At 58.3% G+C, this 24074-nt stretch carries 23 protein-coding genes; 15 read left to right on the top strand and 8 right to left on the bottom strand.

The genetic code is table 11. From position 1 onward, the window contains the following. Positions 1-6 precede the first annotated feature (6 nt). The 6 genes from ACN28Q_RS09175 to deoD all read left to right on the top strand — a co-directional run bounded on the left by ACN28Q_RS09175 (position 7) and on the right by deoD (position 6595). Positions 7-1110 (top strand): patatin-like phospholipase family protein, encoded by a 1104-nt coding sequence (locus ACN28Q_RS09175; RefSeq protein ID WP_095846070.1) that lies wholly within the window; start codon positions 7-9, stop codon positions 1108-1110. Continuing rightward, positions 1107-1883, top strand: a complete 777-nt coding sequence (locus tag ACN28Q_RS09170; protein ID WP_095846069.1) for a TatD family hydrolase — start codon at positions 1107-1109, stop codon at positions 1881-1883. The genes ACN28Q_RS09175 and ACN28Q_RS09170 overlap by 4 nt, the downstream gene beginning before the upstream one ends. A 417-nt stretch (positions 1884-2300) precedes the next feature. Then, positions 2301-3080: a deoxyribose-phosphate aldolase gene (deoC, locus tag ACN28Q_RS09165; protein WP_095846068.1), complete on the top strand. Its 780-nt coding sequence runs from the start codon at positions 2301-2303 to the stop codon at positions 3078-3080. A gap of 65 nt (positions 3081-3145) precedes the next feature. Then, complete coding sequence (deoA, locus tag ACN28Q_RS09160; RefSeq protein WP_095846067.1) at positions 3146-4468, top strand: thymidine phosphorylase; 1323 nt, start codon at positions 3146-3148, stop codon at positions 4466-4468. A gap of 95 nt (positions 4469-4563) precedes the next feature. Further along, positions 4564-5787: a phosphopentomutase gene (deoB, locus tag ACN28Q_RS09155; RefSeq protein WP_095846066.1), complete on the top strand. Its 1224-nt coding sequence runs from the start codon at positions 4564-4566 to the stop codon at positions 5785-5787. Between the two features lie 76 nt (positions 5788-5863). Next, entirely contained in the window at positions 5864-6595 is a 732-nt protein-coding gene (deoD, locus tag ACN28Q_RS09150; RefSeq protein WP_095846065.1) for a purine-nucleoside phosphorylase, read from the top strand. An 81-nt stretch (positions 6596-6676) separates the two neighbouring features. On the opposite strand, the gene ACN28Q_RS09145 is transcribed toward deoD, so the two are convergent. Further along, complete coding sequence (locus tag ACN28Q_RS09145) at positions 6677-7360, bottom strand: YtjB family periplasmic protein (protein WP_095846064.1); 684 nt, start codon at positions 7358-7360, stop codon at positions 6677-6679. A 115-nt stretch (positions 7361-7475) separates the two neighbouring features. Between ACN28Q_RS09145 and serB the strand changes: the two genes are divergently transcribed. The 3 genes from serB to nadR all read left to right on the top strand — a co-directional run bounded on the left by serB (position 7476) and on the right by nadR (position 11246). Continuing rightward, a complete protein-coding gene (serB, locus tag ACN28Q_RS09140; RefSeq protein WP_095846063.1) occupies positions 7476-8453 on the top strand; it encodes a phosphoserine phosphatase in 978 nt (325 codons plus the stop codon). Between the two features lie 74 nt (positions 8454-8527). After that, the gene (gene radA / locus ACN28Q_RS09135; RefSeq protein WP_095846062.1) at positions 8528-9913 is read left to right on the top strand and encodes a DNA repair protein RadA; all 1386 of its coding nucleotides are present in this window, start codon (positions 8528-8530) and stop codon (positions 9911-9913) included. Positions 9914-9971: 58 nt separating this feature from the next. Beyond that, entirely contained in the window at positions 9972-11246 is a 1275-nt protein-coding gene (gene nadR / locus ACN28Q_RS09130; RefSeq protein ID WP_095846061.1) for a multifunctional transcriptional regulator/nicotinamide-nucleotide adenylyltransferase/ribosylnicotinamide kinase NadR, read from the top strand. Between the two features lie 128 nt (positions 11247-11374). On the opposite strand, the gene ACN28Q_RS09125 is transcribed toward nadR, so the two are convergent. Next, the gene (locus ACN28Q_RS09125; RefSeq protein ID WP_095846060.1) at positions 11375-12376 is read right to left on the bottom strand and encodes a zinc-binding alcohol dehydrogenase family protein; all 1002 of its coding nucleotides are present in this window, start codon (positions 12374-12376) and stop codon (positions 11375-11377) included. Between the two features lie 122 nt (positions 12377-12498). Between ACN28Q_RS09125 and ACN28Q_RS09120 the strand changes: the two genes are divergently transcribed. Together ACN28Q_RS09120 and ACN28Q_RS09115 are read left to right on the top strand one after the other, a co-directional pair. Next, the gene (locus ACN28Q_RS09120) at positions 12499-13386 is read left to right on the top strand and encodes a LysR family transcriptional regulator (RefSeq protein WP_413541190.1); all 888 of its coding nucleotides are present in this window, start codon (positions 12499-12501) and stop codon (positions 13384-13386) included. 197 nt (positions 13387-13583) lie between these two features. Beyond that, a complete protein-coding gene (locus ACN28Q_RS09115) occupies positions 13584-13820 on the top strand; it encodes a hypothetical protein (protein WP_095846058.1) in 237 nt (78 codons plus the stop codon). 192 nt (positions 13821-14012) lie between these two features. Here ACN28Q_RS09115 and ettA read toward each other — a convergent pair whose 3' ends face one another. From ettA to yfiR, 4 genes are all read right to left on the bottom strand, one after another. Next, positions 14013-15680 carry an energy-dependent translational throttle protein EttA gene (ettA, locus tag ACN28Q_RS09110; RefSeq protein ID WP_095846057.1) on the bottom strand — a complete coding sequence of 556 codons (1668 nt, stop codon included), beginning with the start codon at positions 15678-15680 and terminating at the stop codon, positions 14013-14015. A gap of 183 nt (positions 15681-15863) precedes the next feature. After that, positions 15864-16361, bottom strand: coding sequence for an outer membrane lipoprotein YfiB (yfiB, locus tag ACN28Q_RS09105; RefSeq protein ID WP_095848975.1), 498 nt, complete (start codon positions 16359-16361; stop codon positions 15864-15866). Positions 16362-16394: 33 nt separating this feature from the next. Further along, positions 16395-17642, bottom strand: coding sequence for a diguanylate cyclase DgcN/YfiN (dgcN, locus tag ACN28Q_RS09100; protein ID WP_095846056.1), 1248 nt, complete (start codon positions 17640-17642; stop codon positions 16395-16397). Further along, on the bottom strand, positions 17639-18238 hold the full coding sequence (yfiR, locus tag ACN28Q_RS09095) for a regulatory sequestration protein YfiR (protein WP_095846055.1): 600 nt from the start codon (positions 18236-18238) through the stop codon (positions 17639-17641). Before yfiR ends, dgcN begins: the two co-directional genes overlap by 4 nt. Positions 18239-18659: 421 nt before the next feature. Between yfiR and sltY the strand changes: the two genes are divergently transcribed. Then, the gene (gene sltY, locus ACN28Q_RS09090; RefSeq protein WP_095848974.1) at positions 18660-20579 is read left to right on the top strand and encodes a murein transglycosylase; all 1920 of its coding nucleotides are present in this window, start codon (positions 18660-18662) and stop codon (positions 20577-20579) included. A gap of 54 nt (positions 20580-20633) precedes the next feature. Next, complete coding sequence (trpR, locus tag ACN28Q_RS09085; protein WP_095848973.1) at positions 20634-20966, top strand: trp operon repressor; 333 nt, start codon at positions 20634-20636, stop codon at positions 20964-20966. Between the two features lie 2 nt (positions 20967-20968). Here trpR and yjjX read toward each other — a convergent pair whose 3' ends face one another. Then, positions 20969-21511, bottom strand: coding sequence for an inosine/xanthosine triphosphatase (yjjX, locus tag ACN28Q_RS09080; protein ID WP_095846054.1), 543 nt, complete (start codon positions 21509-21511; stop codon positions 20969-20971). A gap of 207 nt (positions 21512-21718) precedes the next feature. On the opposite strand from yjjX, the gene gpmB reads away from it, so the two are divergent. Beyond that, complete coding sequence (gpmB, locus tag ACN28Q_RS09075) at positions 21719-22366, top strand: 2,3-diphosphoglycerate-dependent phosphoglycerate mutase GpmB (RefSeq protein ID WP_095846053.1); 648 nt, start codon at positions 21719-21721, stop codon at positions 22364-22366. Here the strand turns inward: gpmB and robA are convergent. Then, positions 22363-23226 carry an MDR efflux pump AcrAB transcriptional activator RobA gene (gene robA, locus ACN28Q_RS09070; protein WP_095846052.1) on the bottom strand — a complete coding sequence of 288 codons (864 nt, stop codon included), beginning with the start codon at positions 23224-23226 and terminating at the stop codon, positions 22363-22365. The two genes, gpmB and robA, sit on opposite strands and share 4 nt — an antisense overlap. Positions 23227-23576: 350 nt before the next feature. Here robA and creA point away from each other — a divergent pair, with 350 nt between their 5' ends. Next, the gene (gene creA, locus ACN28Q_RS09065) at positions 23577-24056 is read left to right on the top strand and encodes a protein CreA (protein WP_095846051.1); all 480 of its coding nucleotides are present in this window, start codon (positions 23577-23579) and stop codon (positions 24054-24056) included. Positions 24057-24074 lie beyond the last annotated feature (18 nt).

Below are 24074 nucleotides of genomic sequence, written 5' to 3'. Positions count from 1 at the left end.
ACGCCGTTGGGACAGCGGATACCCATCACGCTCGGCAATATAGAACCGCTGGCGTTTAAACCATACCGGCCCGGTAAAACGGTGTTGGTCTGTGAAGGGGGCGGGCAGCGCGGCATTTTCACTGCCGGCGTGCTGGATGAATTCCAGCGCGCCCGCTTTAACCCTTTTGAATTGTTGATTGGCACCTCTGCCGGTGCGCAAAACTTATCTGCCTTCGTTTGCGGCCAGATGGGCTACGCGCGGCGTGTCATTACCCGCTACACCACCTCGGCTGAATTCTTTAACCCGTTGCGCTTTGTGCGCGGTGGGCACCTTATCGATCTGGACTGGCTGGTGGATATCACTTCCCGGCAGTTGCCGCTGGCGATGGACGTGGCTGAAAAGCAGCTCATCGACGGCCGTGAATTCCTGATGTGCGCCTGCCGCAGCGACAATTTTGCGCCCACCTATCTGCCGGCGCGGCGTGACAGCTGGTTGCAGGCGATTAAGGCCTCCAGCGCGATCCCAGGCTTCTACCGGATGGGGGTAAAACTGGAAGGCGTGAGTTACCAGGACGGCGGCATCAGCGATGCTATTCCAGTGGAAGAAGCCTACCGGCGTGGTGCCGATACCATCGTAGTGATCCGCACCGTGCCTTCGCAAATGTTCTATACGCCCCAGTGGATGAAGCGCATGGAGCATTGGTTGACCGACAGTAGCCTGCAGCAAATGGTGCGCATCATGCAGCAGCATGAGCAAAGCTACCACCGTATTCAGCAGTTCATTGAAAAGCCCCCGGGCGATCTGCGCATCTTTGAAATCTTCCCACCGAAGCCGCTGGCAAGCCACGCGCTCGGCAGCCGCATTTCCGCGTTGAACCTTGATTATCATCTTGGGCGGCGCTGCGGGCGCTATTTCCTGGCGACCGTGGGGCATTGGCTGCAGGCGCAGGCCAACAATGACGGCATCCGGGTGCAAAAACCGCTCTCGCGCCGCCTGTTGCAGCCGGAGAACCGGCGCCGCGTGCCCACCGCCATGCCGGCAGTCAACGTGCCGGTTGACGATGCCCTGATCGCCAACGACAGCATCGGGCCTGATGTTACCGCGGGCGGTGAGGGCAAGGCGGTATGAGCTATCGCTTTACGGATACTCATTGCCACTTCGATTTTCCGCCGTTTTACGGCCAGGAGGCGCAAAGCCTGGCGCTGGCGCAGCAGGCCGGCGTCCGGCAAATTATCGTTCCCGCCGTTACCGCCGATCGCTTCGCGCGCGTATTGCGCCTGGCGCGCGAACATTCGCCGCTGTATGCCGCCCTTGGCCTGCATCCGTTGTATATCGCCCAGCACGGCGACGAACAGCTGGCGCAACTGGCAGATTTTCTCGCCAGCAAACCGGCCAAGCTGGTGGCGGTGGGGGAGATCGGCCTTGACCTGTACATGGCCGAGCCGCAGCTGGCGCGGCAGCAAAGGCTGCTGGCGGCCCAGCTTAAACTGGCCGGCCGGCATGATTTGCCGGTGATTTTGCATTCGCGGCGCAGCCATGATCAACTGGCGGCCATGCTGCGCCGGGCCGATGTGCCGCGCCGCGGCGTGGTGCACGGTTTTGCCGGTAGCCTGGCGCAGGCGCAGGCGTTTGTTCGCCTGGGCTACTTTATCGGCGTTGGCGGCACCATCACCTACCCACGGGCGCAGAAAACCCGCGGCGTCATGGCGCAGTTGCCGTTGGCGGCGTTGCTGCTGGAAACCGATGCCCCGGACATGCCGTTGGCCGGCTATCAGGGCCAGCCAAACCGCCCCGAGCGCGCCGCAGACGTTTTTCAGGCGCTTTGCCTGCTGCGGCCAGAACCTGCCGAAACGATCGCCACACAACTGCAACAAAATACCCGCACCCTGTTCGCTATCTGAAGCTGGCCAGCCATCTTTGCTTCAGCGCTAAACTGATGGCATATCGTGGACTGACGCCTGCGTTGCAACCATAATTGCAGTATCCAGCTTGGCCATTTTGTGAACAAAATCGCCTTTATATGTGATGTTAATCACATATAATTCGGACTTGTTACACGAATATTTCATATAATGTGAATCGGAACACAAACCCTCCATGGCCCTTGTGTTCCAATTGCCTTGCTGGTTATTACAATTGAATAGCCATACGCGGTGAGAAGGATCTCAGTTGCCGCCGGGGAAAACCCTTTCCCAGCGCTATCTTCAAGGAACCAAGTCCGCTCGCCAACATAAAATGAGCGAAGCAAACAGATTGGCTCATGATGACCTACTCAACCCGGGCGCGGTTGCCTTGGGTTGTACTCGTTGGAGAGTTCTATGACCGAATTTACCGCAGCAGCGCAACGTGCGCTGAGTTTGATGGATTTAACCACACTGAATGATGATGACACCGATGAGAAAGTGATTGCGCTGTGTCGTCAGGCCAATAGCCCGGCAGGGCATACGGCCGCCATCTGTATCTACCCACGTTTTATCCCGATTGCGCGTAAAACCCTGCGCCAACAGGGGACGCCGGATATTCGTATTGCCACCGTGACCAATTTCCCGCACGGCAATGATGATATCGATATCGCGGTGGCGGAAACCCGCGCAGCGATCGCCTACGGCGCCGATGAGGTGGACGTGGTGTTTCCGTACCGTGCGCTGATGGCCGGCAATCCGCAGGTGGGCTTTGAACTGGTGAAACAGTGTAAGCAGGCCTGTGCCGCCGCGGGCGTTCTGCTGAAAGTGATTATCGAAACCGGTGAGCTCAAGCAGGCGGATTTGATACGTCAGGCCTCGGAAATTGCCATTAATGCCGGCGCTGATTTTATTAAAACCTCGACCGGTAAGGTCCCGGTTAACGCCACGCTGGCCAGCGCGGAGTTGATGCTTGGGGTGATCCGCGATATGGGCGTTGGCGAGCGGGTCGGTTTTAAACCGGCGGGCGGCGTGCGTACGGCGCAAGAGGCGCAGCATTATCTGCAACTTGCCGACCGTATCATGGGCGCAGGCTGGGCCGATGCGCGCCACTTCCGCTTTGGCGCTTCAAGCCTGTTGGCCAGTCTGCTGGCGGCGCTGGGGCATGGCGCTCAGGCCGGCGGCGGCGACTATTGATTCTGTCTGCGGCCGTCGGCCGTAGCAATTGCATGGCCCGACACTCGGTCAAACAGGGGGATGCCTTGTTCCTGGCACAAGAAATTATTCGTAAGAAGCGTGACGGCCAGCCGTTAAACGAGGCTGAAATTCGCTTTTTTATCAATGGGGTCCGCGATAACTCGGTGTCCGAAGGGCAGATCGCCGCGCTGGCGATGACCATTTATTTCCACGATATGACCATGGCGGAGCGCGTGGCGCTGACCATGGCGATGCGCGATTCCGGTACCGTGCTGAATTGGCAAGGGCTGGGGCTGAACGGCCCGGTGGTGGATAAACATTCCACCGGCGGCGTGGGCGATGTGACGTCGCTGATGCTCGGGCCGATGGTGGCCGCCTGCGGCGGCTATGTGCCGATGATTTCCGGCCGCGGGCTGGGGCACACCGGCGGCACGCTGGATAAACTGGAAGCGATCCCGGGCTTTGATATTTTCCCGGATGACAGCCGCTTTCGCCAGATTATTAAAGCGGTCGGCGTTGCTATTATCGGCCAAACCAGCTCGCTGGCGCCGGCCGATAAGCGCTTTTACGCCACGCGCGACATCACGGCCACTGTGGATTCGATCCCACTGATTACCGCCTCTATCCTGGCGAAAAAGCTGGCCGAGGGGCTGGATGCGCTGGTGATGGACGTGAAGGTCGGCTCGGGCGCCTTTATGCCAACCTACGCGCAGTCGGAAGGTCTGGCCCGCGCCATCGTCGGCGTAGCGAACGGCGCCAACTGTAAGACAACGGCATTGCTGACCGACATGAACCAGGTGCTGGCTTCCAGCGCCGGCAATGCGGTGGAAGTCCGCGAAGCGGTGCGCTTCCTGACCGGCGAGTACCGCAACCCGCGTCTGCTGGAAGTGACGATGGCCTTGTGCGTGGAAATGCTGCTGTCCGGCGGCCTGGCGCAAAGCCCTGCCGCAGCGCGCGCCAAACTGCAGCAGGTGCTGGATAACGGCAGCGCGGCGGAAACCTTTGGCCGCATGGTAGCGGCGCAACAGGGGCCTGTGGACTTTATTGAGCGCTATGACAGCTACCTGCCGGCGGCGACGCTTAGCAAGCCGGTTTATGCCGAGATGCCGGGGATCGTCAACGCCATGGATACCCGTGCGCTGGGCATGGCGGTGGTGGCGCTGGGTGGTGGCCGTCGCCGTGCGAACGACAGCATTGATTACAGCGTCGGCCTGACAGAGATGGCGCAGCTTGGCGATGCCGTCGACGGGCAGCGCCCGCTGGCGGTGATCCACGCCAACGATGAAGCCAGCTGGCAGCAGGCGGCCGATACGCTGCGCGCGGCGATGAAGATCGGTGAGCAGCCGCCGGCGGCAACGCCGGTGGTTTACCAGCGGATAACGGAATAAGCGGCGCCGGTGATGGCACCTGGCGTTGGCAACAGCATTAACAGCGGCGGCGAACATTGCCGCCGTTAACGCGTGAAAGCACGCAGGAGAACACAATGAAACGTACTTTTATCATGGTCCTTGACTCATTCGGCATTGGCGCCAGCGAAGACGCTGAACGTTTTGGTGACAAAGGCGCCGATACCCTCGGCCATATTGCCGCCGCTTGCGCGCGTGGTGAAGCCAATGTGGGCCGCAGCGGCCCGTTGACGCTGCCCAACCTGAGCCGTCTGGGCCTGGGCAAAGCGGCCGAAGAGTCGACCGGGCACTTTCCGGAGGGGCTGGATAAACATGCCGATATCATCGGCGCCTACGCCTATGCCAGCGAGCTGTCTTCCGGCAAGGATACGCCGTCAGGCCACTGGGAAATCGCCGGCGTGCCGGTGCTGTTTGACTGGGGCTACTTTAAAGATCAGCAGAATAGCTTCCCGCAGGCGCTGCTCGACACACTGGTTGAACGTGCCGAACTGCCTGGCTACCTGGGCAACTGCCACTCTTCCGGCACCGTGATCCTCGATCAACTGGGCGAAGAGCACATGAAAACCGGCAAGCCGATTTTCTATACCTCGGCAGACTCAGTGTTCCAGATCGCCTGCCACGAAGAAACCTTTGGGCTGGAGCGCCTGTACCAACTGTGCGAGATCGCCCGTGAAGAGCTGACCGAAGGCGGCTATAACATCGGCCGCGTGATTGCGCGCCCGTTCATTGGCGACAAACCGGGCAACTTCCAACGCACCGGCAACCGCCACGATCTGGCCGTAGAGCCGCCGGCGCCGACCATCTTGAAAAAACTGGTGGAAGAAAAAGGCGGCAATGTGGTTTCGATCGGTAAAATCGCTGATATCTATGCGAACGTCGGCATCACCAAAAAAGTGAAGGCGACCGGTCTTGATGCGCTGTTCGACGCCACCGTGGCCGAGATGGAAAAAGCTGGCGACAATACCATTGTGTTCACCAACTTCGTTGATTTTGACTCCGCCTATGGCCACCGCCGCGATGTGCCGGGCTATGCCGCAGCGCTGGAGCTGTTTGATCGCCGGCTGCCGGAATTGCTGAATTGGGTGAAAGATGACGATATGATTATCTTCACGGCCGACCATGGCTGCGATCCCACCTGGAGCGGCACCGATCACACCCGTGAACATATCCCGGTGTTGATCTATGGGCCGAAGGTGAAACCCGGTTCGTTGGGCCACCGTAAAACCTTTGCCGATATCGGCCAGACGGTAGCCAGCTACTTTGGCCTGTCGCCGATGGAGTATGGCAAATCCATGCTGTAAGCTGCCGTGAGCCTGTGACTTGAAGCTTATGGGTTTAGACGTTTTTTTATTTAATACGATTTGAAGGAAGACAACTATGGCTACGCCGCACATTAATGCTGAAATGGGTGATTTTGCTGACGTGGTACTGATGCCGGGCGATCCGCTGCGTGCAAAATACATCGCGGAAACCTTCCTTGAAGGGGCCGTAGAAGTGAACAATGTGCGTGGGATGCTGGGTTTCACCGGCACTTACAAAGGCCGCCGTATTTCTGTGATGGGGCACGGGATGGGGATCCCTTCCTGCTCGATCTACGCCCGTGAACTGATCGCCGAATTCGGCGTGAAGAAAATCATCCGCGTTGGCTCCTGCGGCGCCGTGCGTGATGACATCAAACTGCGTGATGTGGTGATTGGTCTGGGCGCCTGTACCGATTCCAACGTTAACCGTATGCGTTTCAAAGGCCACGACTTTGCGGCGATTGCGGATTTCGACATGGTGCGCAATGCGGTGGACGCCGCGGCGGCGCAGGGCATCCCAGCACGCGTAGGCAACATTTTCTCGGCCGATCTGTTCTATACGCCGGATGTGGATATGTTCCAGGTGATGAAGAAGTACGGCATCCTGGGGGTAGAAATGGAAGCGGCCGGCATCTACGGCGTGGCGGCAGAACTGTATGAAGAGTTTGGCTGTAAAGCGCTGACGATTTGTACCGTTTCCGACCATATTCTGCGCCAGGAAGAGACGACGGCCGCCGAACGCCAGACGACGTTCAATGACATGATCGTGATTGCGCTGGAATCGGTGCTGCTGGGCGATAACGCCTGATTTGCCTACCGTTGGGCGCCATGTGCGCCCAACGGTATCGTCCTGCCCCGCATTCCCCCCGCCAAACGGCCGGCCGATTTGTTATGATGGCCGCTCGGGCGCGTTTTTCTCGTTTTCCCGATCGTCATCTTCCACCGTGTTGCCTTCGGCCAGCGGTGTGTTGGCGGTTAGCAAGTACGGTGACTGTTGCCAGCGGCTGCGGCGCCCTTGCAGCAGGGTGCGTGCCAGAATAATACCGATTGCCAGCGCCAGCAGGATCATCAGGCGCAGCAGGTTGGTGGTGTTGTCCACCTGCTTGGATTCGGTCGCCAGCACATGGGTATCCAGCGTAACCCGGATGAAGCCCAACGGGCCGTCTTTGCCCTGAATAGATTCCACCATCTGGTGGTTAAAGTAGCTGCCGGCGCGTTTGCCATCCAGCGCCAGACGATCGCGGATACTGATCTGCTCGCCGGCATGGGAAACCAGCGTGCCGTCCAACTGGTAGACGCTGGCGTCCAGAATGCGGCTGTGGTCGGTGAGTTGCTTAAGGATGGCGTCGATGCGTTGATGATCGATGTCGTTATCGTCATCCAGCAACGGTGCCAGGCTGAAGGCCACCTGGCGGGTCAGGGTTTGCGCTAACTCTTCCACCTGCTCTGAGCGTGCGATCTGGTGGCTCAGGCTAAAATAAGAAGCGCCCTGCATTAATAAAACTAATAATGCCAAGCAAATCAAAATAATAGCCGTGCGGTGCAGGCGGAATTTCAGTTTGGCGCGTGCCATGCGGCTTCCTTAGGTTGTCGGATACTTTATGTTGCCAGAAGCAATAGCGATAGGATAGCTTGATGCGTCGTTTTATTATGCGCTGGCTGATGTGTATCCCTTTCAGGAGTTAATGATGTCAAATAGTCTGACCTATTGCGATCTTCCGGCGGAGATCTCCCAATGGCCGGGTCTTCCTCTTTCACTAAGCGGTGACGAAGTGATGCCGCTGGATTATCGGGCAGGCCATACGGGCTGGCTATTGTATGGCAAGGCGCTGGATAAGGTATGCATCACCCACTTCCAGCGGCAGCTGGGCGCGGCAATGGTGATTGTGGCCGCCTGGTGGGTCGAGGATTACCAGGTCGTGCGCCTGGCAGGCTCCCTGAGCCCACGCATCATAACGCTGGCGGCGGAAAACGGCCTGGACGTCGCGCCGCTAGGTAAGATCCCGCACTTGCGCACGCCGGGCCTGCTGGTGATGGATATGGACTCCACGGCGATCCAGATTGAATGCATCGATGAGATCGCCAAGCTGGCCGGCGTCGGCGAGCAGGTGGCGGAAGTGACCGAGCGCGCGATGCGCGGCGAGCTGGACTTCACCGCCAGCCTGCGCCAACGCGTGGGCACGCTGAGGGGTGCCGATGCCAATATCCTGCTGCAGGTGCGCGATAGCCTGCCGCTGATGCCGGGGCTGACCAGCCTGGTGCGCAAACTGCAGTCGCTGGACTGGCATGTCGCCATCGCTTCCGGCGGGTTTACCTTTTTTGCCGAACACCTGCGCGATAAGCTGAAGCTGGTGGCGGTGGCGGCCAATGAGCTGGGGATCCGCGATGGCAAACTGACCGGCGAGGTGCTGGGGCCGGTGGTGGACGCGCAGTTCAAAGCCGATACGCTGGTGGCGCTGGCGCAAAAGCTGGGTATCCCGCCGGAGCAAACGGTCGCGATTGGCGATGGCGCCAACGATTTAAAAATGATGCAGGTCGCCGGGCTGGGCATCGCTTATCACGCCAAACCCAAAGTGTATGAAAGGGCGCAGGTGGCGATCCGCCATGCCGATCTGCGCGGCGTGCTGTGCGTGCTGACCGGCAGCCTGAAACACGAAGTGCGTTAATGCACGCGAGGTGTGCTTAACGCCCTGTGTGGCTATCCTGTCTGTAGAGAGCGTAATTTTTTAAGAGGTTATTCGTGGCAAAAGCAGTAAAACGGGCGTTTGTATGTAATGAGTGTGGTGCGGACTACCCGCGTTGGCAGGGGCAGTGCAGCGCGTGCCATGCCTGGAATACCATTACCGAAGTCCGCTTGGCTGCCGCCGCGTCTTCCTCTTCCCGCACCGAGCGTTTTAGCGGTTACGCCGGGGATGCTGGCGTCAGCAAAGTGCAGAAGCTGTCTGATATCAGCCTGGAAGAGCTGCCGCGGTTTTCCACCGGTTTCAAAGAGTTTGACCGCGTGTTGGGCGGCGGTGTGGTGCCGGGCAGCGCCATTTTGATTGGCGGCAATCCCGGCGCCGGCAAGAGTACGCTGCTGCTGCAAACCCTGTGTAAACTCGCCGAACAGATGAAAACCCTGTACGTCACCGGCGAGGAGTCGTTGCAGCAGGTGGCGATGCGCGCCCACCGCCTGGGGTTGCCCACCGCTAATCTGAACATGCTGTCGGAAACCAGCATCGAGCAGATCTGCCTGATCGCCGAGCAGGAACAGCCGAAGCTGATGGTGATCGACTCGATCCAGGTTATGCATATGGCGGACATTCAGTCTTCGCCGGGCAGCGTGGCGCAGGTGCGTGAAACCGCCGCTTACCTGACGCGCTTTGCCAAAACCCGGGGCGTGGCGATCGTGATGGTCGGCCACGTAACCAAAGACGGTTCGCTGGCCGGGCCGAAAGTGCTGGAGCACTGCATTGACTGCTCGGTGCTGCTGGACGGCGACGCCGATTCCCGCTTCCGTACCCTGCGCAGCCACAAAAACCGCTTTGGCGCGGTGAATGAGCTGGGGGTGTTCGCTATGACCGAACAGGGGTTGCGCGAAGTGAGCAACCCGTCGGCGATTTTCCTTAGCCGCGGCGATGAGATCACCTCCGGCAGCTCGGTGATGGTGGTTTGGGAAGGCACTCGCCCGCTGTTGGTGGAGATCCAGGCGCTGGTGGATCACTCGATGATGTCCAACCCTCGGCGCGTGGCGGTAGGGCTGGAACAAAACCGGCTGGCGATCCTGTTGGCGGTGCTGCATCGCCACGGCGGTTTGCAAATGTCGGATCAGGATGTGTTCGTCAACGTGGTGGGCGGGGTGAAAGTCACGGAAACCAGCGCCGATCTGGCTTTGCTGCTGTCGCTGGTGTCCAGCCTGCGCGATCGTCCGCTGCCGCAGGATCTGGTGGTGTTTGGCGAAGTGGGGCTGGCCGGTGAAATCCGCCCGGTACCGAGCGGCCAGGAACGTATTTCCGAAGCGGCTAAACACGGCTTTAAACGCGCCATTGTGCCGCACGCCAACGTGCCGAAGCGGCCGCCGGCCAATATGCAGGTGTTCGGCGTCAAGAAGCTGACGGATGCGTTGAGCGTGCTGGACGAATTTTAATTGATCGCCCGGCGTGGAGAATATGTTATCTTGTTTAGCATACTAAACAGGAGGTGCTATGCGGCAATTTGATTACCTGAAGGCGGCAATTAAGCAAAAAGGCTGTACGCTGCAGCAAGTGGCCGATGCCAGTGGTATGACTAAGGGCTATCTTAGCCAGTTGCTGAACGATAAAATCAAAAGCCCAAGTGCGCAAAAGCTGGAAGCGCTGCACCGTTTTCTTGGCCTGGAATTTCCGCGCCGTGAGAAAAAAGTGGGTGTTGTGTTTGGTAAATTTTACCCACTGCACACCGGCCATATTTATTTGATTCAGCGCGCCTGCAGCCAAGTGGATGAGTTGCACGTCATCATGTGCCACGATGAACCGCGCGATCGTCAACTGTTCGAGAATAGCTCCATGTCGCAGCAACCGACAGTCAGCGATCGTCTGCGCTGGCTGCTGCAAACCTTCAAATACCAGAAAAACATTCATATTCACTCCTTTGATGAACACGGTATGGAGCCTTATCCCTACGGCTGGGGGGCGTGGAGCGGCGGCATGAAAAACTTCATGGAGCAGAAGGGCATCGTGCCGAGTGTGATTTATTCCAGCGAAGAGAAAGATGCGCCGCGTTACCGCGAATATCTGGGCATCGAAACGGTGCTGATCGATCCCGAACGCTCCTTCATGAACATCAGCGGCAGCCAGATCCGCCAGGATCCTTTCCGCTACTGGGATTACATTCCCACCGAGGTGAAACCGTTCTTTGTGCGCACTGTGGCGATCCTCGGCGGCGAATCCAGCGGGAAATCAACGCTGGTCAACAAGCTGGCAAATATCTTCAACACCACCAGCGCTTGGGAATACGGCCGCGATTACGTGTTCTCACACCTGGGCGGCGATGAAATGGCGCTGCAATACTCCGATTACGACAAGATCGCCCTTGGGCAGGCGCAGTATGTGGATTTTGCCGTGAAGTACGCCAACAAGGTGGCGTTTATCGATACCGATTTTGTCACCACCCAGGCGTTTTGCAAAAAATACGAAGGGCGCGAACACCCGTTTGTTCAGGCGCTGATTGATGAGTACCGTTTTGATCTGGTGATCCTGCTGGAGAACAATACTCCGTGGGTGGCTGATGGCCTGCGTAGCCTGGGCAGCCCGAGCGATCGCAGAGCGTTCCAGCAACTGTTGGAAGAGATGCTGCGTGCCAACAATATTGAGTATGTGTACGTGGAATCCAGCGATTACGATGAGCGCTTCCTGCGCTGTGTGGAACTGGTCAAACAGCTGTTGGCCGCCGATCCCAACCGCTTGGCGTCTCTGCCGGAGCAGCAATTACTCACCCGGTGATTTGCATAACCACGGGCCAGAACCGATCCGGCCCGTGGTTCACGCAAGTATTATGCGCCACTGATGCTGCTAAGCCGTGCGCCAACATCAAGGCCGTAAAAGACACGGCGCATCACCGGTTTACCGGCCTAGTAGGCGATCACCAGCTTGCCTTGCATATGGCCTGCCAGCACTTTTTTATGTGCGGCAAGCAGGTTCTCTACCGTGAGCCCATGCAGCGTTTCGCTTAGCGTGGTGCCCAGTTTGCCGTTATCCACCATGTCGGCCACCTGCTGCAGGATTTCGCCCTGGCGGGCAATGTCCGGCGTGGTATACATGCTGCGGGTGAACATGAATTCCCAATGCAGGGCGGCGCTTTTTTGTTTGAGTATGTCCTGATCCAGCGGCTGGGCGTTTTCAACAATGGTGCAGACGTGGCCCAGCGGGGCGATCAGATCGCTGATGGCGGCCCAGTGCCCGTCGGTGTCGTTCAGGCACAAAATATAATCCACCTGCTTGATACCTTCCTTCGCCAGGTTACCCTTCAAATCGTGATAGTCCACCACCAGTTTGGCGCCACGCTCACGGCACCAGTCGGCCGACGCCGGGCGTGAAGCGGTGGCGATCACGGTGACCTGGCTAAGCTGGGCCGCGAAGGGGATAGCCAATGAGCCCACGCCGCCAGCGCCGCCGATAATCAGCAGGGTTTTTTCTGCGCCGGCTTCCTGGATCTTCAGGTGTTCGAACAGCGCTTCCCAGGCGGTCAGCGCGGTGAGCGGCATGGCGGCCGCCTGCGCCCAGTCCAGGCTTTTGGGCTTGTGCGCGGCAATGCGCGCATCCACCAATTGGTGAGTGCTGTTGCTGCCGAGGCGGGTGATGTCGCCGGCATACCACACTTCATCTCCCACCTTGAACCCGCTGACGTTGCTGCCCACTTCCTGGACGATCCCGGCTGCGTCCCAACCCAGAATACGTGGATGCTGCAGGCCGTTTTTTTGCAGGCCGGCGTGGACTTTCGTATCCACCGGGTTGATGGATACCGCTTTGACCGCCACCAGCAGGTCATCTTTGCCCGGCGTCGGTTGCTCCGGGGCGATCTCGATGAAAGTGGCTGGATGCTTTGGATCTACGGCAATGGCTTTAATCGGCATGAGTGTGCTCCTTACGAATAGATACTTTTAGTCTAGCCCTCTCTGGCGACGGTGATAAGATGGACAATCGGTAACTGAGTGTTCATCTAAGGCGAACAATAGTGTTTAAACAGTTGCAGGATATGGCGCTATTCGCGCTGGTCGCTGAATGCGGCAGCTTCACCGCCGCCGCCCAGCGGGCGGGGCTGCCAAAATCCAGCGTTAGCCAGCGTGTCAGCCAACTAGAGCAGAAGCTGGGGTTGCGCCTGCTCAACCGCACCACCCGTCAGCTTAACCTGACTTTTGCCGGCGAACGCTATCTGGAACACTGCCAGGCGATGCTTTCCGCCGCGGAACGTGCCGATATGGCGCTGCAACGCCTGCGCGACAACCCCAGCGGCAGGCTGCGCATCACCACGCCTGCCGGGCTGGGGGCGACTCTGCTGCCCCGGCTGGCGGCGGATTTTCAGCGCCAGTATCCGGATGTCTCGCTGGAAATATCGGTTTCTGACGCGATGGTGGATCTGGTGCAGGAGGGATTTGATGCCGCATTACGCACTGGTAAACCGCAGGATTCCACCCTCATTGGTCGCCGCCTGGGGTACGCGCCGCGCTATCTGTTAGCTGCGCCAGATTATTTGGCGCAGTACCCGAGCATTGAACACCCGCAGCAGCTCCAACAGCACCGTTGCATCGCGCATCGCGCCTGGTCAGCGCTGATCCTGCGGCGCGGCGCGGAGTATTTCCGTTGGCAACTGCCGCTGGCGCACACCACCGACAACCTGCTCTATGCCCGTGAGTGTGCGATCGCCGGCGCGGGCATCACGCTGCTGCCGGCGTTTCTCAGCCGCGAAGTGGTAGCGCAAAAAAAACTGGTGGCGGTATTGCCGGCATGGCAGGCGCAAGGCAATGCGCTTTATCTGGTCTATCCGAGCCGCAAGCTCAACTCACCGGCCCTGGCGTGTTTTATCGACGTCGCGGTGCAACACCCAGTATTTGCCGACTACGATCGGGCATTGCCGCTGCCATGAACGCCCCAACGCGTAGACGACAATCCGCCGGGACTTTTTGCGGTTCAGCCCGTTTTTGCATAACCTCATCTGGAGGTGCAACATCAGTATGGAATCAGACGGTGCTGCAAAGCGATTCTGGCGGTTGGATCTCTTTCAGAACCGCCGAAGGCGGTCACCGGTAAATGAAGATGCTGCCGTTAACAAGGAGTGAACACATGCCCCACTATCAGTTCTACGTCAAAGCAGATGATGTGCGAGCCACCGATGGTGATACGGAAAGCGCAGAGCTACTGGATTTAGGTTATCAGAAGATTGATTTTGAGGCCGATACCCCGGACAAAAAAAGCGCGCTGAAACAGCTACGCACTCATCTCAGTGAAAATACGGCTGCGGCTAAAAACTTTGCTGGAGATATCACATTCAGTTCGATCATTGGATCTCTGCTGCGGTAATAGCGTATGAGGTAGAAACTCAGGGATGTTTTGTCTGGAACGCGGAAACAGGCTCGCAGTTTATCCTGCCGGAGAAAAGAAAACGGCCCAAAGACAGGGCCGTTCGTATCTCAAAAACCTGTATCCCGTTCACTCAAAACAGCTTAAGTGAACGGAGTTGCGCGGCTGCGGGCTTTTCCTAAAGCAACAGGCTTATTTGGCGATCTTTTTGTACTTGATGCGTTTAGGTTCCAGCGCATCGGCGCCCAGCGTACGCTTCTTGTATTCTTCGTATTCGGTAAAGTTGCCTTCGAAGAACTCAATCTTGCCTTCATCCTGATAATCCAGAATGTGCGTGGCGATACGGTCGAGGAACCAGCGGTCATGCGAGATCACCATGGCGCAGCCCGGGAACTCCAGCAGGGCGTTTTCCAAGGCGCGCAGGGTTTCAATATCCAGATCGTTGGTCGGTTCATCCAGCAACAGCATGTTGCCGCCAACCTGCAGCAGTTTGGCCAGGTGTAAACGGCCGCGCTCACCGCCGGACAGTTCGCCAACCCGTTTGCCCTGATCGACGCCTTTAAAGTTAAAGCGGCCGACGTAGGCGCGGCTTGGCATTTCGGTGTTGCCGATGCGCATGATGTCCTGGCCGCCGGAAACCTCTTCCCACACGGTTTTGCTATTGTCCATGTTGTCGCGGAACTGATCGACAGACGCCAGCTTGACGGTATCCCCCAGCACGATGCTGCCGGAATCTGGCTGCTCTTTGCCGGACATCATGCGGAACAGCGTTGATTTACCGGCGCCGTTCGGGCCGATGATGCCGACAATCGCGCCCTTCGGTACAGAGAAGGAGAGATCGTCAATCAGCACGCGGTCACCGTAGGACTTACGCAGGTTACTGACTTCCAACACTTTATCGCCCAGGCGCGCGCCCGGTGGAATAAACAGCTCGTTGGTTTCGTTACGCTTTTGGTATTCAGTGTTGTTCAGCTCTTCAAAGCGGGCCAAACGGGCCTTGCCTTTGGACTGGCGGCCTTTGGCACCCTGGCGTACCCACTCCAGCTCTTTCTCGATCGATTTGCGGCGGGCGGCTTCGGAAGACGCTTCCTGCGCCAGACGCTGGTCTTTTTGCTCAAGCCATGAGGAGTAGTTGCCTTCCCATGGGATCCCTTCGCCACGGTCAAGCTCCAGGATCCAACCGGCCACGTTGTCGAGGAAGTAACGGTCGTGGGTAATCGCCACCACGGTGCCTTCGAAGTCGTGCAGGAAACGTTCCAGCCAGGCCACGGATTCCGCATCCAGGTGGTTGGTCGGTTCGTCCAGCAGCAGCATGTCCGGTTTTTCCAGCAGCAGGCGGCAGAGTGCTACGCGGCGGCGTTCGCCCCCAGAGAGGTTGGCGATTTTGGCATCCCAGTCCGGCAGGCGCAGCGCATCGGCCGCACGTTCCAACTGAGTATTCAGGTTGTGGCCATCGTGTGCCTGGATGATCTCTTCCAGCTTGCCCTGTTCAGCCGCCAGCTTGTCGAAATCCGCGTCCTCTTCCGCATACAGCGCGTACACTTCGTCCAGGCGTTTCAACGCCCCGACCACTTCAGCGAGCGCTTCCTCCACCGATTCGCGCACGGTGTGTTCCAGGTTCAACTGCGGTTCCTGCGGCAGGTAGCCGATTTTGATCCCCGGCTGCGGGCGCGCTTCGCCTTCAATTTCTGTATCAATGCCGGCCATGATGCGCAGCAGCGTAGACTTACCGGCGCCATTCAGGCCCAGCACGCCGATCTTGGCGCCAGGGAAGAAACTCAGGGAGATGTTTTTCAGTATATGCCGCTTCGGCGGAACCACTTTGCCGACGCGGTGCATGGTATAGACGTATTGAGCCACGTTGCTCTGAGCCTCTCTATATCAGTTTGACAAAAATGTCTGGAGCTGAAGTGTAGCCCGTTTCAGTAACGGGGCACAGCCTAACATCTCACGATCATGACGATATCCCGGCCAGACTTCAAGTTGCCGCCAGCCGGGAACACGAATTATTTTCGCTATAACGCGGCATATGCCGGCTCACGTCTAGGGCGTGATGATGATAGCCACGCGTCGGTTTTCCGCCCGGCCGCTGGCGGTACGGTTATCCACGACCGGCAGGCGTTTGCCCATGCCGCGGGTGGTAATATTGGCGCGGGGAATACCGACACTGGCGAGCAGATCGGCCACCCTATCGGCACGGCGCAGCGAGAGCCGATCGTTATAGCTGTCTTCGCCGTAGTTGTCCGTGTGGCCATCCAGGCGGAACTGAGTAATGTTGACGCTGAGCAGTGCACGCCCCATTTTTTCCACGATTGCCGCGCTCGTCGGCGTCAGTTCATCAACGTTGTTGCCAAACAGCACCTTATTGGAAAAGCCGAACTCCCAGCCGTTATCCGTCAGTTTGAACCCCTGGGATTGCAACAGTGCGATCTGCTCCGGCGTTAACCCCTGGTGTTTGCTTTGGCAGGCGCTCAGAAGCAACAGAGCGCTAAATAAGAGCGCCAACAATGAAAATGGCCGTATGCGTGTGTGTCTTAACATAATCAATTCCCTGGTTTTCATTTATGGTTGGTTTTATTTGCGCGTTGCGGCTTGCCAGCCCCCGTTATCAAGGCTTTTAGCCTGGTACATCATGGTATCGGCCCGCTGCAACAACGTCTGCGGCGTAGCGGCATGGTCGGGATACAGTGCAATGCCGATACTCAGCGAGGTGGTGATCTTCACGCCGTTGGGCAACAAAATCGGCTGTTCCATGCTGCTGATAATGTTGTCGGCAATGCGCGTGACGTCGGCCAGTTTGTCGATCGGCGCCAACAGAACGGCAAATTCGTCGCCGCCCAGCCGTGCAACCAGATCGGTTTCCCGCAGTTGGGCGCGGATCCGCCCGGCGACTGAAACCAACACTTCATCACCGGCAGCATGGCCGTAGGTGTCGTTCACCTCTTTGAAGCGGTCGCCGTCGATGAACAGCAGTGCGACCTTTTGCGGCGCTTGGTTATCGCGCAGCGTACGGCTAAGGCGCCCTTCGAAAAATGCGCGGTTTGCCAGCCCGGTCAGGCTGTCGTGAGTCGCGCGGTGGGTCAACGAGTCGTTTTCCTGTTTCAGCTTGGCTTCCCAGGCTTCCAGTTCGTCCAACAGGCCGTTGAAATCCCGGCTCAGTTCATGCAGTTCGGCGATCGGCGCCGAAGGTACGCGCAGGCCGAAGGTACGGTTACTGCGCACCGCGTGGGCGACGTTGGCGATGTCATCAAGCGAGCGGACAATGCCCCGCAGCATGCGGCGTGACAGCACCAGCGCACACAGGGTGCTGAGCACCATACAGGCGATCATGCCGCCTATTCCCCGCAGCAGAAAACGCAGCAGGCTGCTTCCGTTGCCGCTCAGGCAAACTTTACCGACCAGTTTGCCCTCATGGACGATCGGCAATGTCACCGGTTCCGGCAGCACCCAGTGGGCGACCACTTCCTCCATACCGTGCAGCGGGCCGCTTTGCGGGTGCTGCCAGGAAGCCAACACCTTGTCGTGGCTATCCAGGATATGGGCATCCAGCACCTCTTCGTTCGAGGCGATCAATGCCAGCGCTTCGCGTGCGGCATTACGGTCCTCAAACACCACGGCGGCTTCCACGGTGTAGCTGATGGAGCGTGCGATCAGGTGCAGGTTATGATTGGCATAAGCCCGCAGCGCGAACAGGGCAACCAGCGTCAGGAATACGCCCGCGGTGCATACGGCGATCAGCGCCAGCCCCAGGTTCATCCGCTGTAACACGCTGCCCAGCGTGGGGCGAGGGGCAGGCGATTGTTTCTTGCGTAACAGGCTCATAGTGGCAGCTCCGGGTCCCTTGCCAGCTGTAGCACATTAGGGTGTACATGCACCCCACTGCGCGCCAGGGCGTCCAGGTTGACTTTGAAGCTGGCGTGGTCGCCAGCTATCTGCAGGCAGAAAGCGTTGCCAGCAGAACATTCGTTGTCATTTTCACTGATGCTGAGAATTGCGTGGCCGCTTATGCGGTGGAGCAGCGCCTGTTGCTGACTGGAACTGATATTCCCCAGGTAAATCACATCGCACTGGCCGGGCAGAAACTGACTGTTTATCGGCATGAGCGCCGTTTTGATTGGCCGGGGGGCCGTGAGCAGCACAGGATCAAACAGCCGCTCGGCGTATTGCGGGTTGGCGGTGATGCACAGGCGAATCGGGTTGGGCTCCGTCGGCCAGCGGGTATAGCTGATGATGCCGATCACCACCGTGGCGACGGAATGCGTGCGTTTTTGATAAAGTTCGTTGGGCCCCGGGCGCGCCTGGCCAGACAGCGACAACAGCGCAATCAGCACGACGATGAGTTGGCGAAAAAAACGTAAGCGCGTGGCGGCCTGTCTTGCGGTCGAAACCCGTAATGGGGCAGTGGTTACTCTCTTCATCAGCCATCCTAATCAGCTGGCCCAAACGCGTTGCAGCCGTGTAACAATGAAAGATTTGGCCCAGTTGACGTGAGCAAGCGCAAAGTCGTTTGCGCGCCAACCGCATAACGGTATCAATACTCTCTGAGCCAAACAGGCGCGGATTGTATTATAAGCGGTATCTGATGTGCGCTTTTTGTGCTGCTTTCTAGGATTAATCTTAGCTATTTTTCATCTTTTCCCGCTGTCTCAAAAGGATACTTCCACCAGTGGCCGGCTAAAGAGGGCGCCAGCGTAAACTTCGGCTACATTAATGAATGGATAAGCGATTGTGTTGTCTATGTTAGGCTGTGCTTTGGCTCCGAGGGCACGGCGGCGTGTGGCTTTCGCAGGGCAGGGCCGCGGGGAAGAAAACAATGAGGATAAAGTAGGTATGGTCAAGGTGGACAAGTGGCGGCGTTGGGCGGTTGGGCTGTGCCTGGCGGCGCTTTCAAGCGCCGTATGGGCTGATTCGCTGGATGCCCAGCGCCAGCGTTATCTGCAGATTAAGCAGGCGTGGGATAGCAATCAGATGGATGTTGTGCAGCAACTGATGCCGACGCTGCAAGATTATCCGCTTTATCCTTATCTGGAATACCGCCAGCTGACGCAGAATCTGAGCACCGTGGGCGTTTCTGAGGTCAGCGCCTTTATCAAGCGGCACCCGACGCTGCCGCCGGCGCGTTCGCTGGCGCCCCGCTTTGTCAACGAGCTGGCCCGGCGCGGTGATTGGGCCGCGCTGTTGGCGTTTAGCCCGCAGGAGCCGAAACCTGTCGCCGCGCGCTGTAACTACTATTATGCCAAATGGGCCACCGGTGACCAGCAGGCAGCCTGGGCAGGGGCCGATAATATCTGGCTCACCGGCAAACCATTGCCGGGGGCTTGCGACAGGCTGTTTGGCGTGTGGCAAGCGGCGGGTAAGCAGACCCCGCTGACCACCTTGGCGCGGATGAAACTGGCACTGGAAGACGGCGATGCCAAACTGGTGAACACGCTGGCCCGGCAACTGCCTGATGACTACCGCACGATGGGGGATGCGCTGGTTACTCTGCAAAACGATCCCACCTCGGTGGAGGGCTTTGCCCGCCGCGTAGGCCCAACCGATTTTACCCGCTCGGCTACCCGCATCGTGTTTACCCGCCTGGCGCGGCAGGATGTGGAAAATGCCCGTGCCATGCTGCCAACGCTAGCCCGGCTGCAAAAAATGAGCGACAGCGAAAAGCTGGCGCTGGAAGAAGCCGTCGCATGGCGCCTGATGGGCAATGACGCCACCGGCGAGCAGGCGCAATGGCGCGATCGGGTTATCCTGCGCAGCCAATCACCGTTGTTGCTGGAGCGGCGCGTGCGCATGGCGCTGGGCGCTGGCGACCGGCAGGGGTTACGAACCTGGCTGGCGCGTCTGCCGGAAGAATCCCGCAATAAAGACGAATGGCGCTACTGGCGTGCCAGCGTGATGCTGGAAGACGGCGATCGCACTCAGGGTGAAGAGATACTGCGGCGTTTGGTTAACGATCGCGGTTTCTACCCGATGGTTGCCGCACAAAAGCTTGGCGTTCGGTATCCGGTGATGGTGGCTATCGCCGCCAAGCCGCGCACGGCGTTGGTCAGCGGCCCGGAAATTGCCCGGGTGCGCGAACTGATGTACTGGAATATGGATAACCTGGCGCGCAGTGAATGGGGCGGCTTTGTCGCCAGCCGCAGCCGGCCGGAGCAAGAGGCGCTGGCGCGTTATGCCTTTGAACAGCGCTGGGCCGATCTTAGCGTGCAGGCGACGATCGTGGGCAAATTATGGGATAACCTTGAAGAGCGCTTCCCGATGGCCTGGGCGCGTGAGTTCCGCCAAGCGACCGACGATAAAGGGATTACGCAGAGCTATGCGATGGCGATCGCCCGCCAGGAAAGCGCCTGGAACCCGAAAGCGCAATCGCCGGTGGGGGCCGCCGGCCTGATGCAGGTGATGCCGCGTACGGCGCAGCATACGGTGCAAATGAGTAATATCCCAGGGTATTCCAGCCCGAGCCAGCTGTTTGATCCGCAAACCAATATCACCATTGGCACCAGCTATCTGGAATATGTGTACCAGCAGTTTGGCCGCAACCGTATTCTGTCTTCGGCGGCATACAACGCGGGCCCGTCACGGGTGAATACCTGGTTGGGCAACAGCGCTGGGCGGATTGACGCGGTGGCGTTCATTGAGAGTATTCCGTTTTCGGAAACCCGCTCTTATGTTAAAAATGTCCTGGCGTATGATGCTTTCTACCGCTATTTCATGCATCAACCGGTAAAAGTGCTGACCGATGCCGAATGGCAGAGGCGTTATTGATTTTGACAGCGCTATGGTATGCTGCTGTACTCGTTAAATAGTATGGTGGCTGCCATGGCGCAAGTATCGCGTAACGATCCCGCTCTTTCAGAACTCGGCAACGAAGACTGGCAGCACTTTATTGCGCTGCTGCAGGGGGCGTTTGAACGGGATTTGCATCAACCGCTGCTGCAGCTGTTGTTGACGCCGGATGAGCGTACCGCACTGGGTACGCGCTTGCGGATTATTCAGGAACTGATGCGCGGCAAGATGAGCCAGCGCGAGCTGAAGAATGAACTGGGCACCGGGATCGCCACCATCACGCGTGGCTCCAATAGCCTGAAGGCGGCTTCCCCGGCGCTGAAACAGTGGCTGGAGCAGCAATTGCTCGGTGACGCGCCCGAGTAACCCTATGGGGTCAGGCGCCCGGTGTGATGCTGTTGGTAAATTGGGTTGTGAAACGGCACCAGCGCCAGCAGCAAGGCCTGATAGTACACGCTGGAGCGGCTTAAACGCCCGTCGGTAAACACGCCGATGGCGCCGCCCTGCCGTTTTACATCGCTGTTTCCGGTAAGCACCGCCATTTCATCTCCCAGTTCGCTCCCTGCCCGGATCCCTTGTAAAATAGCTTCCGGCAGCATCAGGCTGGCAGAGCGTGATTCGCCGCGGGTATGCGGGTTTTCTACCACCATCCAGGCAAAGGTCATGTTCTCTTCGATCCCGGCTTCCACGCCTACCCAGAAGTCGGCTTCCGGCCGGACCTGGCGCGCTTCCATCACGCGCTGGCGTGCGCCGGTGCGGGTTTCTATGTTGCCGATAGGCTGCAGCGATACGCCGCTGGCGACGTCGACGGATTCAATGCGGCACTGTTCTGCGCCAAAAGTGTCGGCAAAGGCCTGCTGAATGGCTTTGATCTTTGCCGGGTTGGTAGTTGCAGCGACAACATGGTACATAGCGGGTCTGGCATCCTTAAAGTAGGGCCGTAGCGTATCGAGCGGATGAACGCGGTGGGCGGCCATGAGTGCAGATACAAGCCACGAGCCGGGAAGTTTGGCTTAGCCAAACAAATGCAGCCTGAAGCGTTCTCCGATGCACCGGGGTTTACCACGGGCGCCGGCAAAAACAAACACAAGTTTCACGCAGTATAACGGAAAACAACAATGTTACAGGTATACCTCGTTCGCCACGGCGAAACGGAATGGAACGTTGCCCGCCGTATCCAGGGCCAGTCCGACAGCCCGCTGACCGCAGTGGGTGAACATCAGGCCCACCTGGTTGCCAGGCGCGCCAGTAAAGAAGGCATTACGCACGTTATCACCAGCGATCTGGGCCGCACCCGCCGCACCGCGCAGATTATTGCCGATGCCTGTGGTTGTGAGGTGATTGAAGATCCGCGCCTGCGCGAGCTGCATATGGGCGTTCTGGAAGAGCGCCTGATCGACGGCCTGTCGCCGGAAGAAGAAGGCTGGCGTAAACAGATGGTCGATGGTACTGCTGATGGCCGTATCCCTCAAGGTGAATCGATGGTGGAGCTGGGCGCACGCATGCGTGCTGCGCTGGACAGCTGCCTGTCGCTGCCGGAAAACAGCAGGCCGCTGCTGGTCAGCCACGGCATTGCATTGGGCTGCCTGATCAGTACCGTGCTCGGGCTGCCGCCCTATGCCGAGCGGCGCCTGCGGTTGCGCAACTGTTCGCTGTCGCGTATCGATCACCAGCAAAGCGCGTGGCTGGCGGCAGGGTGGATCGTCGAAACCGCGGGCGATGTCTCGCATCTGGATATGCCCGCGTTGGACGAACTACAGCGCTAGCGGCGGATCGGTATCAGGTATTCGCATTCCACTTCTTTGTGCGGTGAATTGCGTTCGCCTTTCGGGTAAAAACGTTCGATATCGTGGCCCTTGCGGCGCGTTAGCTTCAGCGCCGGCAAGCAGGTGCCGTAGAGCGTTAGGATAAAATCCTGCAGGCCGTCGGTGGGCCCCTTGTAGCGGAACAGCGCGTATTCGCCGCCCTGCAGGATCAGCGGCTGGCCTTCCTGCACGTTGTCCGACAGATAGCGCGGTTCCATTGCCGTGGTGTAGAGCACTTCCTGCTCGTCGTCTTTTTCCTGGCTGGGATGGGCATGATGAAGCCCGTAAAGCACCGGCGGCAGCGTCTTCGCCTCGCCAAGATACTGGCGCCAGAACTGCATGCGCAGTTCGCTGCGGAAGCTAGATATTTGCTCCAACGTGCAGGAATAGCTCTGCGTCAGGCCGATCAGGTGCTGTTCCGGCAGAGTGATGTACTCCGGTTGCGGCAGGGTAAATGCGCCCAGGCGGATAGGCGGGCAAATACCGAACGCGCTCCAGTCCTCGGCCCGGCGGTATAAAGCAGGCGTTTGCGCAAACTGCTTCTTGAAGGCGCGGGTAAAGGTTTGCTGCGAATCAAAGCGATATTGCAAGGCAATATCCAAAATCGGCCGGCTGGTTAAACGCAGTGCCACGGCCGCTTTGGAGAGTCTCCTGGCCCGGATATATGCGCCGATGGCGTTACCGGTAATATCTTTGAACATCCGTTGAAGATGCCATTTCGAATAGCCCGCTTTTGCCGCCACGTTATCCAGCGATAAAGGTTGGTCCAAATGGCTTTCCAGCCAGCTTAGTAAATCACGAATGATACCGGCTTGATCCATAGATCTTCCTCGTAAAACTTTTTTAGGGTAAAAACCCAAACTGTTTATTCATTACGCGGGTGCCTGCGCTCGTTGGGCATGTCCATAGCCGGCGGAGTGGTGCACGCTTTACCGTGGGTATACGCGTTGCGCAATGCACTGAGTCGGAGTGCGCCCAACCGCAGGCGCAAAAATAACGATGCCGCATAATAGCAATTTTTTTCATCCGCGACTGCCAAAGATTTTTTCGGCGTGCTGTGATAAAAAGGGGCCGACTAAGCCAGAGTATTTCCAGCCTTGCGCCTGCCGGTTCTCTTCGTGTGGCGCTGGGCCAACGGTTTGCCCGCGTGAATATTATTGGAGTTAAGTAAATGAATAAGGGATGGTTATTGCTATTAGGCCTTGCTTGTGCAGCGGTAAATAGCGCTCAGGCAGAGCAGGTAGGATCGGTGGATACGGTATTTAAACTGTTTGGGCCAGACCACAAAATCGTGGTGGAAGCCTTCGACGATCCGGATGTCAAAAATGTAACTTGTTATATCAGCAGGGCAAAAACCGGTGGGATCAAAGGCGGCCTGGGGCTGGCTGAAGATACTGCCGATGCGGCGATTTCTTGTTCGCAGGTCGGGCCGATTGCGCTGAACGATAAGATTAAAAACGGTAAGGACCAGGGCAGCGTAGTGTTCCAAAAACGCACGTCGCTGGTGTTTAAAAAGCTGCAGGTTGTGCGTTTTTACGACGAGCAACGCAATGCGCTGGTGTACCTGACCTATTCAGACAAGGTTGTGGACGGATCGCCAAAGAACGCGATCAGCGCCGTGCCGATCATCCCGTGGGGTGAAAACCGGTAAAACAATACCGCCGGGAGC

The organism is Gibbsiella quercinecans (assembly GCF_002291425.1).
GTDB lineage: Bacteria > Pseudomonadota > Gammaproteobacteria > Enterobacterales > Enterobacteriaceae > Gibbsiella > Gibbsiella quercinecans.
This window is presented reverse-complemented; position numbering and strand designations above follow the sequence as displayed.